At 38.5% G+C, this 13,269-nt stretch carries 9 protein-coding genes; 1 reads left to right on the top strand and 8 read right to left on the bottom strand.

Translation table 11 applies throughout. The annotated features are described in order from the left end of the window. The 7 genes from fsa to AC5P2S_RS08100 all read right to left on the bottom strand — a co-directional run bounded on the left by fsa (position 1) and on the right by AC5P2S_RS08100 (position 11,482). Positions 1 to 654 (bottom strand): fructose-6-phosphate aldolase, encoded by a 654-nt coding sequence (gene fsa / locus AC5P2S_RS08130; RefSeq protein WP_494556906.1) that lies wholly within the window; start codon positions 652 to 654, stop codon positions 1 to 3. A 273-nt stretch (positions 655 to 927) separates the two neighbouring features. Next, on the bottom strand, positions 928 to 2,958 hold the full coding sequence (locus AC5P2S_RS08125; protein WP_494556905.1) for an alpha-glucuronidase: 2,031 nt from the start codon (positions 2,956 to 2,958) through the stop codon (positions 928 to 930). Positions 2,959 to 3,037: 79 nt separating this feature from the next. Further along, positions 3,038 to 4,012, bottom strand: a complete 975-nt coding sequence (locus AC5P2S_RS08120) for a glycoside hydrolase family 43 protein (protein ID WP_494556904.1) — start codon at positions 4,010 to 4,012, stop codon at positions 3,038 to 3,040. A 184-nt stretch (positions 4,013 to 4,196) separates the two neighbouring features. After that, positions 4,197 to 5,318, bottom strand: a complete 1,122-nt coding sequence (locus AC5P2S_RS08115; protein ID WP_494556903.1) for an endo-1,4-beta-xylanase — start codon at positions 5,316 to 5,318, stop codon at positions 4,197 to 4,199. A gap of 299 nt (positions 5,319 to 5,617) precedes the next feature. Beyond that, positions 5,618 to 7,072, bottom strand: coding sequence for an MFS transporter (locus AC5P2S_RS08110; protein WP_494556902.1), 1,455 nt, complete (start codon positions 7,070 to 7,072; stop codon positions 5,618 to 5,620). 122 nt (positions 7,073 to 7,194) lie between these two features. Next, positions 7,195 to 9,105, bottom strand: a complete 1,911-nt coding sequence (locus tag AC5P2S_RS08105; RefSeq protein WP_494556901.1) for a sialate O-acetylesterase — start codon at positions 9,103 to 9,105, stop codon at positions 7,195 to 7,197. Positions 9,106 to 9,112: 7 nt separating this feature from the next. Continuing rightward, a complete protein-coding gene (locus AC5P2S_RS08100) occupies positions 9,113 to 11,482 on the bottom strand; it encodes a beta-L-arabinofuranosidase domain-containing protein (protein ID WP_494556900.1) in 2,370 nt (789 codons plus the stop codon). A 543-nt stretch (positions 11,483 to 12,025) separates the two neighbouring features. Here AC5P2S_RS08100 and AC5P2S_RS08095 point away from each other — a divergent pair. Next, complete coding sequence (locus tag AC5P2S_RS08095) at positions 12,026 to 12,712, top strand: NUDIX hydrolase (RefSeq protein ID WP_494556899.1); 687 nt, start codon at positions 12,026 to 12,028, stop codon at positions 12,710 to 12,712. 156 nt (positions 12,713 to 12,868) lie between these two features. Here AC5P2S_RS08095 and AC5P2S_RS08090 read toward each other — a convergent pair whose 3' ends face one another. Further along, positions 12,869 to 13,237, bottom strand: a complete 369-nt coding sequence (locus AC5P2S_RS08090) for a DUF4260 domain-containing protein (protein ID WP_494556898.1) — start codon at positions 13,235 to 13,237, stop codon at positions 12,869 to 12,871. Between the last annotated feature and the right edge of the window lie 32 nt (positions 13,238 to 13,269).

Raw genomic sequence — 13,269 nt, 5'->3', positions numbered from 1 at the left:
TTATTGCATTTTTTGTGAATCTTTGATGAACTGCTCCAAGCCGGAATCCGTTAAAGGATGCTTCAGCAATGACAAAATCGGTGGCAAAGGACAAGTTACGACATCGGCGCCAATTTTTGCACAGTTGATGATGTGCATAGAATGGCGAACAGATGCTGCCAAAATCTCAGTTTCATATCCATAATTATCAAAAATGGTTCTGATTTCCTGGATTAAATGAAGACCTTCTGTGGAAACATCATCCAGTCTTCCTAAGAACGGAGAAACGTAAGTCGCTCCTGCTTTTGCTGCTAAAAGTGCCTGTCCTGCCGAGAAAATTAATGTACAGTTAGTCCTGATTCTTTTTTGCGAAAAATATTTAATAGCCTTGATTCCGTCTTTGATGATAGGAACTTTTACCACGATATTCGGATGAATAGCTGCCAATTCCTCGCCTTCTTTGATCATTTTTTCATAAGTCGTGGAGAGAACTTCTGCCGAAATATCGCCGTCTACAATTTCGCAAATATCTTTGTAATGTTGCAAAATAGCTTCTTTTCCGTTGATTCCTTCTTTTGCCATCAGGGACGGATTGGTTGTAACGCCATCAAGAATTCCCAGATCCTGAGCTTCTCTTATCTGCTCCAAGTTGGCTGTGTCGATAAAAAATTTCATATATAGATTTTTATTTGTTATTAATTATTTTTTGGTTATAAGTCTGATTACTGCATTACTATCATATATTCAGTTTGTCATTCCGCAGGAATCTAAACTGCTTTATTTTGGTTCTGTTGAGATTAAACGAGCTGTTAATAAATCTGATTATAATTCATTAAAGTTAAATGATTTTATTTAAGTGTTAAAAATACACTTAATTGATTAAAAAAACAACTTCCTGTCTCAAAAAGATTTAGAAAGTTATTTGTTTAAGTTTATTAAATGGATTGATTAATTGTGATGCCCCATATTGAGCTTGATTTTCTTTAAATCCTCAAGCTGGTGAATAGGTTTTTCAATATCAGACGGAATTGGTTTGTTAGAAAATGTCTGGAAGTAAAGCAAACAAGCATCTTTCCACCAAACGGCATCTTTTGCCTGAATTTTCAGTTTATCCTGAACATCAGAAAATCTTTGCTGATCAATATAAGGTTGCATTTTGTCCCAGGTTTTCTGATAATCTCTCACTTCGTGAACACCCAAATCATATTTATAGCACAGCTCATCCCAAAGCGTTTTTCCGTCTTTCATCTTGTAATCCCAAGGAACGTGATGGAACCAGAGAATCAGCTTTTCAGGAGTCGTTTTAATGTTATTATAGATTTCGTTAAGCGGCGGAAAATATTGCGAAACGGCATCGCTTCCCGTTTTTGTTCTATCGAATCCGATTCCTTCTGCATTGGCCTGGTGATAATACACTGGCGACCAGTCGGGTCTTCCGCCTCTGTAATCGCCCCACGGTTCCGGACCGTAATGGTGTCCACCGGCAAAAATGTGGTGAAGACCAAGTGGCATCATATAATCTACGGCAGTTTCACGTGAAGTAAGCATCATTCCTTTGACAGGATTTACAAAGTTTTTATTATCCGTAAAAGTCATTTTAATCCATTCATCTGCAATCTGTTCCGAGGTTAAATCGTGATTCCAGGCTAAACGTCCGAAAGCGTACCAATTGGCCTGTGCAAAGTGATGACCCGTCCAGTTTTTATCTTCCCCTATATTGGCAACTGCTGAAATAGCCGTCAGTTTTGCAGGTCGTAATGTCCCGTCTGTAATTTTAGCAATCGTGGAACCTTTTCCATCTGAAAAAGTATCGCTGTCCAGAGTTTCTTTGAATAACGGGGCTAGATAAACCAGATGATTAGCCTGTCCCAAATATTCCTGAGTAATCTGAAATTCAACCATTTCAGAAGTTTTTCTCAACGCTCCAAAAAGCGGATTGAATGCTTCTCTCGGCTGAAAATCGATAGGTCCATTTTTGATTTGAATAATGACATTATCTCTGAATTTTCCGTCTAACGGAACAAATTCCAGGTGAGCTTGTTTCGCACGGTCATCTTTGCTTGGACTGTATACAAATGCCCTCCACATTACGATTCCGCCATAAGGTTTCAAAACATCCGCCATCATATTCGCTCCGTCTGCGTGCGTTCTTCCGTAATCCTGCGGTCCAGGCTGTCCTTCGGAATTGGCTTTTACCAAAAAACCTCCGAAATCAGGAATCAGTTTATAAATTTCTGCCGCTTTATCTTTCCACCATTTCTGAACATCCTGATTCAATGGGTCTGAATTCTGTAATCCGCCCAAAACTTTAGGTGAAGAAAAATTGACAGACAGATAAACTTTAATTCCGTAAGGTCTGAAAATATCGGCTAAAACTTTGACTTTTTTAAGATAGTCTTCACGAAGCATATTCGGTGAAGCATTTACATTATTAAGAACCGTTGCATTTATTCCGATGGATGCGTTGGCTCTTGCATATTCTTCGTATCTCGGCGAAATAGTGTTCGGTAAATCTTCCCACTTCCAAAGCGAATGGCCGGCATAACCACGTTCAATGGTTCCGTCGAGATTGTCCCAATGGTTAAGAATTCTTACGTCGTAGGAAGGTTTTTCCTCAAGTTTCAGATTAGAAAAATTGGTTTTCTGCTGTTGTAAATTCAACAAATGATAGCTTCCGTACAGCAATCCTAAGTCTGTTTTTGCCAAAATGCTGATTTTTTTCGGGGTAGAAACGATTTTATAACCATCCTTGAAACTGTCTGGAAATCTATCAATTTTTAAATCAACGGCTTGTCCTCCCCAATGTTGGTTCAGTTCCTTTTTGGCGATTTCAATGGTAGGACTTTTACTGTTTGAATTAACAATATTTCTTGGCTTCGGATTGACCGGATATTTCAACCATAACTGACTTCCGTCTTCAGCAAAAGCCATTAACGGAAGAATTAGAAACAGTAATATGTAATGTCGGAAATGTTGCATTCTTAAATTTTTAAAATTATTTAAGTTTTGGCTAAAGCCAAATGGTTATCACTTTTTTTAAACGGGCTAAAGCCCGTTCCTATTGATTGTCTTCCAGTCCTTCAATCGTTTTAATTTTACCGTCGTTATCGTATTCAATTTCGACAACCTTCATACTTCTCAGCCACGTTCTTCCGCCACTCGGAACGGAATCGTGGAAAAACAGATACCATTTTCCTTTAAATTCTACAATGCTGTGATGCGTAGTCCAACCTACAACAGGCATCAAAATTTCACCCTGGAAAGTAAACGGACCGTAAGGATTATCACCAACGGCATAACAAATCAAATGGGTATCTCCTGTGGAATACGAAAAGTAATATTTATCGTTGTATTTGTGCATCCAGGATGCTTCGAAAAAACGATGTTTATCGCCGTGAAGTAGAGGATTTCCGTTTTCGTCCAAAATCACAACATCTTTCGGCTCTTCTCCAAATTCCAGCATATCATCGCTTAACACTACTACTTTTGATGAAATGGCAGGCTCATTATCAGCAGGAAGAATGGCAGATTCCAATGCTTTGTTATTTCTGTAACGTTGCAATTGTCCGCCCCAGATTCCGCCAAAATACATATAATGCTTTCCGTTATCCTCAAAAAGACAAGGATCGATGCTGTAGCTTCCCATCATCGGATGTTTTTCCGGAATGAATGGTCCATAAGGTTTATCGCTTACTGCAACACCAATCCTGAAAATATCATTTTTGTCCTTCAGCGGAAAATACATATAATATTTGCCATTTTTGAAAGCCACATCGCAATCCCACAATTGTCTCCCCGACCAAGGAATATCCTTCACTGAAAGAACAACACCGTGGTCCGTAACTTCGCCATTTTCCACATCATCAAGGGAGAAAACGTGGTAATCGTTCATATCGAAATGATCGCCGTTGTCGTTTTCTTCGATGCCGCTTTCGCGGTCGTGTGATGGATAAATATAAAGTTTTCCTTCAAAAACGTGTACGGAAGGGTCTGCCATATAATCTTTCGGGAAAAGGTATTTTGCTTTGTTCATTTTATAGTTTAGATTTTTAGGTAATAGATTTTATTTTTTAACCACAAAAGTCACAAAAGAAATGATTGAAAATTTTAGCTAATCAAAAGTTCAAAAAAGGAAGCTGCAGTAGACGTTTTGCTTTTTTGTTCTTTTGATGTTCTTAGCTACAAAGAAGTCTTTTGCTACTTTTGTGGTTTAATAATTATTTTTCTTTCGTTAATTGAATTAATTTCTCTACAACTGGTTTTGCCTGGTAATTTCTGTCGAATGGCAACGGATAATCGGTTCTTCCTTTTACAGGAAAATCGTTTTTCCAGGATTGATTGTCGGTAACGCCCCACAAAGTCACTCGTCTTATTTTATCCTGATGTTTCAGGAACAGTCTGAAGAAATCCAGATAACGGTTTTCCCATTCTTTTGTCACATTTTCAGGTAATCCTTTGGTGTAAGGATTCATTTTTGCTTCATACTCTACTTTGTCGGAAACGTTGGCTGAAGTTCCCCACGGTGAAGGCAGTGCGCTGATTTCCATTTCGGTAACATTGATTTTTACACCGGCCGCTGCGTAATCGGTGATTGCTTTTTCGTATTCTTCCAGTTTTGGATTGTCCAATCCAACGTGGGTTTGCATTCCGACTCCATCGATTCTGATTCCTCTGGATTTTAGATTTTTAACAATTTTGGTAACGGTTTTTACTTTTTCCGGAAACCATTCGTTGTAATCGTTGTAATAAAGTTCGGCATTCGGGTCAGCTTCCTGCGCATATTGGAAAGCAAGCGGAATAAATTCTTCGCCGAGAATTTCGTAAAATTTGCTTTTGCGATACGTTCCGTCTTCCATAATGGCTTCGTTTACCACATCCCAACCTTTTACACGGCCTTTGTATCTGCCGACCAACGTTGAAATATGGCTTTTCATTCTTTGTTTCAGAACTTCGGGCGAAACATCTTTTCCGTCCTTGTCCACGAAAAACCATCTTGGTAATTGAGAATGCCAAATCAGTGTATGACCGATGATGAACATTTTATTTTTTTCTCCGAATTCCACGAATTTATCCGCATCGCCAAAGAAAAATTTTCCTTCCTGCGGTTGGATAAACATTGATTTCATACAGTTTTCCGCAACAATGGAGCTGAATTGTTTTTTGATGATTTCATCCGATTTTACATCAGTACCGTCAATTTGCGGAAGGCTCATTGCGGTTCCGATGTAGAATTTATTTTTGTAGGCATCTTTCAGGGAATCTTTTGAGGATCCCGAACTTGCTGTTTTGCAAGAAACCGTAAGGGCTAAAATTCCTAATAATGCAGCTATTTTTTTCATTGTTAATTTTTTTAATTCTTCGTGAAACTTTAACAGGTCGCCTCTACGAGGCTTGATGGCTTATCTTATATATTGGCTATTAACAGTTCGCTCCTACGGAGCTTTTGCTATTTTTATTTTCTTTATTAAAATTCTAAATCTAAAGAATAACCCATATTGTCTTTAAGGGTAAAATTTGTTTTTATGCTGAATCTCGCAGCCCGGCTTGAGCGGAAATCCTTTTTTGCATTGGAAAAAGCCTTGGCAAAAAAGATTGGGAGCGGAAGACGGATTAAGCTGCCCAAACAATTAAATCAACATTAATCTTCTTTTTTCCTTCTTTCTTTGAGTTCCTGTTCGATTTGGGTTTCCATTTTTTTATTGATTTCGTAGAACATTAATAATCCACACGCCGCAAAGAACGGAATGGCCGGAAAAATACTGACCAGCATCTGAGCACCATTTGCAACTGATTCCGGCTGGATAATGTTTTCAGTTCCTTCGGATGAAATGTAGCCGTAATGACCAATAATGGAAGAAACCAATGAGCTTCCGATGCTCAACCCTACTTTTAGTCCGACCATCATTGCTGAGAAAATAATGGCTGTGGCTCGTCTGTTGTTTTTCCACTCGGAATAGTCGGCTACATCGGCAATCATTGCCCAAAGCAACGGTGTGCTGATTCCGTAGAAAAAGCCGTGCAGAATCTGGGAAAGGAACATTAATCCTACCGATTTTGGCGGATAAAAGATGAATGCAACAATAAATAAAGTTGAAATAAACAGGGAAGCGATGAACGCATCTCTTTTCCCGTATTTGTCGGCAAATCTTTTTGAGAAGGTAATCCCAACAATCATCATAATGATTCCGCCAGCATTGAAGAGCCCGAAACCTGCTGAACGAGGGTCTTCACCGAAGAAATTCATTCCGATGGAACTGAAAAAAGCGGTAATCGGCGAAATGAAATTTTTCAAAGAAGTTTCATCGACATAATTGTTGAAATAATAAACGTATGAACCGCCTTTCATTGCCAGAGTAATGAAAATCAAGGCCGTAACCACTAACATTATTATCCAAGGCTTGTTTTTCTTTAAGTCTTTTAAATCGGCTCCCAAAGAGGATTCCTGCTCCGGTTTTGGAATGACTCTTTCTTTGGTGGTGAAAAATGTGATGAGCAACATAATCGTTCCGATAATGGCTAACCAGGTCATTACAATTTCGATTCCGGCTGCTTTGTCGCCTTTCCCTGCCGATAAAATTATTGGCAACATAAATACCTGAACGAAAAACTGTGCAAACATCACCGCGACGAAACGGTAAGAGGAAATGCTATTTCGTTCGCCCATATCGCCTGTAATCACGCCGCTCAATGCTGCATAAGGTAAATTATTAGCCGCGTACAGGAGTAATAAAATTGTGTAAGTTGCTGCTGCATAAATCATTTTTCCCTGATACGAAAAATTGGGTGTGCTGAATGCAAAAAGTGCTGCTGCACCCAACGGAACGGCAGAAAATAAAACCCACGGACGGAATTTCCCCCATTTGGTTCGTGTTCTGTCTGCCAAAGCACCAACCAGCGGATTGAACCCGAAACCGGCAATGAGTCCGACAATCAAAGTAATGATGGAGGCGTCTTCCGGCTTTAATCCGTAGATATCGGTGTAAAAATAAGCTAAGTAAGTCACCAAAGTCTGGAAAACCAGATTGGCCGCTAAATCTCCCAAACTGTAGCCGATTTTTTCAACGACAGATATTTTCTGAGATGGATTGTTCATATAGTTTATGGTTGTTTTTTATAATTTCTTTTAACGCAAAGTCCGCAAAGATTTTTTTTGATTACTATTCTTTTTTAAGGTTCGCAAAGGCGCTTCGCTCAGCAAAAATTAAAATCAAATGTTTATTCCGTTGTAAAAGGTGATGCGGGAAGTCCGGTTTTGTTTTTCAGGTTTCCATCGGGATTGTCTGCCCAGTCGTAACGGACTGCAACAGGATTTGTAACCGAATCATTCCACACTACAATTGTTTTGCCCTCGATTTTGGCTTTTGCCCAAGACCAGTTTCCATCGGCATTTTTGATGGCAAAACCTTTCAGTTCAGCAACCCGAGCGAAATCATCCGTTCCGGATTTGAAAGTAAGAACGATTTTATTTCCGTTTGATTTCATTGACTGATAAACCGGTCCGTCTGCAACGATGTTTTTCCCGTAAGCCAATTTCATCGCCTGCAAAGCCAACCTGTCTCCTACTGTTTTTTTATCGAGTGGATGAATGTCATTCCATTCTCCGATGTCGATAATTACGGCAAGTCCGGCATTCGGAACTTGTAATGAAACGTTACGCTGCTGGTCTCTGAGTTCCGCCCAGTTGCTTTCTATCGGCTGTGCTTTTGACTCCATAAAATTAGCCAATTGAACGGTGACGAATGGCATTTCCTTGTTATTGAATTTGTTTCTCCAGTCTGTAATCATTGTCGTCAGCAAATCGCCGTATTCTTTTGGTTTTCCGGTGTTGCTTTCGCCCTGATACCAGATTGCCCCCGTGATATTATAATTAATTAAAGGATTAATCATCGCATTGTACAATCCTGTCGGTTTCCAACGGATAAAGGTCGTTCCTGGAGCCATTTTTTCCATTTTTGCCCCGATTTTATATTTCCATTCGGATTTTAAATCGATTTTCTGGCCGTCGATTTCAAGATAATAAGGCTTATCTGCAATGAATTGTCCTTTTCCGCTTCCGTTGGAAACTCTTACGGCAATGACGTTTTTACCTTCTTTCAAAACTCCGGCTGGAACGTCGTACCAACGTGGCGGATATTCGTAAGTTACGTTTCCGACTTTTGTTCCGTTGATATAGGTTACATCGGCATCTTTAATTCTTCCAAGATTCAAAAATGCAGCTTTTCCTGCTTGACTTTTTGTTAAAGTAATTTCTTTTCTGAACCAAACCGAACCTTCAAAAGAACCTTCTTTGTCTTCCCAGGAACCGGGAATCTGCATCGCTTTCCAGTCAGAATCATTTAAATCAAATTTTTCCCAATGTTGATTGAGTCCAATATCGCTTTGGTCTAATTCCGCATACCAAGCCTTGCTAAGCACCTGTTCAGAAGATTCCGTAGATTTTATCAAGTCATCATTCTGCCATTTTTTGGCTTCATCCAGATATTCAGGATATTTTTTCAAAGAATTTTCATCCATCCAAGCCTGAATCGGAGAACCTCCTAAACTGGAGTGAATAATTCCTACCGCTACTTTTTCTTTTTCACTGATATCTTTGGCGAAAAAATAAGCAACACCAGAGAAATTCAGAATGGTTTGAGGATTGGTAACTTCCCATTTTCCACCATCCAATTCAGTTTGTGACGACTTGAAATTATATTTCTGAGGAACCGTGAAAAACCTGATATTCTGATTATTAGCATTTTTAATTTCATTAGCATACAATGGTGTCAGTCTTTGCATCGGCAATTCCATATTCGATTGTCCTGAAGCCAGCCAAACGTCGCCAATCAAAATATCTTTAAGAGTAATTTCGTTGATGGTCATTGTGTATGGACCGCCTGCTTTTTGCTCCGGAAGCACGATTTTCCAGTTACCGTTTTGGTCTGCAGTGGTTTTGTAGCTTTTGTTGAGGAATTTCACTTCTACTTTTTCATTGGCATCGGCTTTTCCCCAAATATTTAATTTCTGGTTGCGCTGTAACACCATTCCGTCTGAAACCAATGCGGGAAGCTTGATTTTGGCTTCAACACAAAGACTGCAAATCAAAAGGAATAAGCCTAGAATTTTAGTGAAAATATTATTTGACATATTAGTTTTATTTTGGTAATTCGTTCAGTAATCTCACTTCAATAATTTTTGGCGTCAGAGATTTTTCGCCTGAAATAAATTTTACGGTGAGCGTTTCTTTATTCTTTTCTGAATCCGGAATTGGGATTAATAATGTTTGTGGTGAACTTCCCATTTTCCCTTCAAAATCTTTTAAAAATGCTTTGATTCCGTTAATTTCGGCATTCAATGTACGGTTGTTATTGGCATCGAAGTACAGAAGGTAAAGGTATTTTGCATTTTTATCCCTGTTTTTCATCTGATAGCTGAACCAACCTTTAGCATCGCGGAAATGTCGGTCTTCCATATAGCCATCGTAAGCATCTTTGCTGTCAAAAAAGTGATCGGATTCCGGCTGTTGCTCGCCTAACTGAATTTTGTCTGTTGTGATATTATCCAGTTTTCGGACAGCTTCTTCTTCCTGAGCTTTTTTCTGCTGTATGGTTTCGATTTTATCCTGAGTTGCCTGAGGAAAATAGATGATATATCGTTCTTCCTGAACCTGATAAAACGGAACAAGTTCTAACCCGTTGCTGAATTTATTCTGAGGATAAAGTCCATTAATTTTAAATGTCAAATCTTTTTCACTAACAGGTTGAAGATGATCCAAAACAGTTGTCGAAGATCCTAAAATCGTCGGAATATCATTCAGCGGAATTTGTGGTCCGTGCGCAATATGCCCACCGCGGCTGTCATCGGCAAATAATCCCTGCTGATTTTCTTTTCCATATTTTGCTGCTAAAACGATAGGTCCATATCTGAACGCATAATAATCGGAATTATCCGGAAACTGTTCCGCAGAAAGATGCATCGGCATTTTCATTTCAATGACATCGCCTTTTTTCCATTTTCTGCTGATATTGATATAACCTTCGGAATCGACAGGAATATTGATATTTTTCGAATTAATGGAAACACTTATCTGTGAAGCATTCGTCCATTCCGGAGCTCTTAATTTTAAATTGATTTCAGATTTTGGGGCAAGGTCAAAAATTAATTTTGTTGAAGGTGTTTGTGGAAAATTATTTTCCTGTCTCAGAGCTAACTTTTTCTCTGACCATTTTAAAACAGACGGAATAAACAGATTGATATACAAATCATTATCCGAATGCGCATAAATCATTTCACCATACTTCGCGTGGTTTTCCATTCCCGAACCGACGCAGCACCAGAAACTGGTTTCTGGTTGAGAGTACACTCTGTAATGACCGGGGCGCATCGGGGTGAAGTACACAAAACCACCCTTTTCAGGGTTTTGCGTGGAAAGAATATGATTGTACAAAGCTCTTTCGTAATAATCCAGATAAGATGATTTTGGATTAGTCGCGAAAAGTTCTTTGGTCAGCTTCAGCATATTGTACGTATTGCAGGTTTCGGGGCCTTCAATGCTTTTAATCATTCCGCTGAAATCGGTCGTTGGATTGAAATGTTCACTCACACTGTTTCCACCGATAATTGCTGAACGTTTTTGAGTAACATTCGTCCAGAAAAAATCTGCCGCACTGCTCCACTCTTTGTTATGTTCCAAATCGGCAATTCTTTTGAAGCCAATCACTTTCGGAATCTGCGTATTGGCGTGAATTCCTGTTAGTCTATCTTCGTGAATCAGCAAAGGATTTAAGATTGTCAAATGGGAAAACCGATGCGCCAACTTGAGATATTTTTCATTTTTTGTAATGTCGTAAACATCAGCAAAAACTTCATTCAGTCCGCCGTGTTCGCTTCTCAGCATCTCCTGAATCTGCTCATCGGAAAGTCCGGAAACTTCATTCGCCATCCAATCGGTAAGCTTGACGAGCATTTTTTTTGCTTTTTCACTTCCTGCGTACCAGTAAGCGTCTCTTAAACCCGAATATATTTTGTGAATATTATATAACGGAACCCAGCGGTCATTCAGTCCGAAAGCCGATGCGCGGATATTGCCATCCGAGATTTCTTTCCAGATTTTTTTGCCATTCGGAACGCCGGAAATATAGCCGTTTCCTGAAAGATCCTGGCAACGTTCCAGCTCATCAATCATATAATCGAGTCGCTGCTTTACTTTGGCATCGCCTGTAGAAGCGTACATCAACGCCAACGCTGAAATATAATGACCGCCAATATGACCGTCCAATCCCGTATTTTCCCAGTTGGGATAATTTGGTTTTTTAGTATTAAGTCCCGCTTCTTTCAGATAGGGCGCCAGTAAACGGTCGGCATCCATCGACATAATATAGTTCTTATCCGTCTGCATCGCCCTGCTGAAAACACTTTCCGACAAAGCGACCTTATTCAGCGGAAAATAACTGATTGTTTTGCTCACCTGCCCAAAAGCAAGCGTGCCCAAACCTAAAAATACTATCAGCGATTTTTTATTCATTAATAAATGTCTATTCAACATTTCTAAAAATAAAAGAAAGAATCAATATGACAAAGAATTTTGCAGAATGAGCCGATGGAATCAAAAAAAAGTCTATTTTAAAGTCTTGGAAAAAAGCTGAAAACAGCAAGGACTTATCATAAAAATTAAGATTATGAAAAATCACGATAATCAGAACCATACAAAGAAATTGCTTGTATAAAAAATGAATACGGAATATCCAATATAGATGTTGGTAATTTATATAAATAACTTATCGTATTTTTAAGACTAAGCCTTGGCAATTGTTTTCAAGTAAATTTAAAATGAAAGTAAACTTAATTTTAACATATTTTTAACATTGAGTTCATCTGTTTTTAATGTTTTTGATGAATAAAATGTAAGCTTCAGAGCTATTAATTGCTCCCAAAATATTAAGGTAAATGATGAAATTTGGATATTTTAAAAATAAAAAGCAAAATAAAGTGTATAAAATACATTTATATGGTTTCAACTGTAAAATCAAAGCCTAAAAGCATTAACTTTGCATAAAAATTATAATCGATGACACAAGACTATTCTCACTTTCCACGACATTTGGTAGCTGTTGACTGTATTATTTTCGGGTTCGATGGCGAAAATCTTAAAATCCTTTTAGTACAAAGGAATTTTGAACCGAAAATGGGAGAATGGTCATTAATGGGCGGTTTTATCGGAAACGAAGAAACCTCTGATGAAGCGGCACAGCGTGTCCTGAATACGCTTACCGGACTGGAAAACATCTATCTTGAACAGCTCAATTCCTATACTCAAATCGACCGCGAACCGACGGCGAGAATTATGTCGATATCATATTATGCACTGATCAATATTGAAAAAAATATTCAGATCAATGAAAAATACAGTGCGAAATGGTTTGACCTACAGGATTTTCCGAGCCTGATTTTTGACCATAATGAAATGGTGAAAGATGCGGTTCTGAGACTGAGAAGAAGGGCTTCCACACGACCTATCGGTTTTGAACTTCTGCCGGAAAAATTTACGATGAAAGATTTGCAGAGTTTATACGAAGCCATCTTCAATGAACAGTATGACAAGCGGAATTTCATCAGCAAAATCAATGCGCTGGATATTCTTGTGAAAACAGAGGAAAAGGATATGACTTCGTCTAAAAAAGGGTCTTTTCTGTACCGTTTTGATGAAGATAAATATAAGAAAAAGCTTGCGGAAGGGTTTATGTTTAAAATTTAAATTTTATGAATAGAGATAGAACCCCTACGGAGTTCTGCTTGTGTTTAATGCGATATTTTCTACACAGATATTTCTCCTACGGAGAAGTTAAACTTACTTTGACTTTACACAAAAAAACAGGACTCCAAAACGAAAAGCTTGCGGAAGAGTTTATGTTTAAGATTTAAAAGGCTTATTTTTCCCAATCAAACCCAGATGCGTGTGTTTGAAATCGTCTTCAAATTTCAATCCATATCCGAAAATCCTGTCCATCGCAGAGTGAGCCAATAAAATGATTCCGGTAAATTCTACAATCGGAATTTTAAGCCAAAATCCAAGAATCAAAGCAACGATTGCAAGCAATTTGTGATGGAAAAAATTATACAGCCAGGCTCCGATTTTTGGATTGATTAGATATCCAACCATCGAAATATCCGGGAGCAAAAGGCAAAGCGGAAAAAGCCACCACTGAAATTCTAACTGAGTAAACAGGAAAATAGCAAAACCAAATTGCCCTAATTCTTCGAGCTGTAAGAGATTTTTCATTGTCTAAGATTTATATAACAAATGTCTGACAA

This window comes from Epilithonimonas sp. 33E (genome assembly GCF_059372615.1).
The sequence above is the reverse complement of the archived record's forward strand: the minus strand, read 5'-3'. Positions and strand labels throughout refer to the sequence as shown.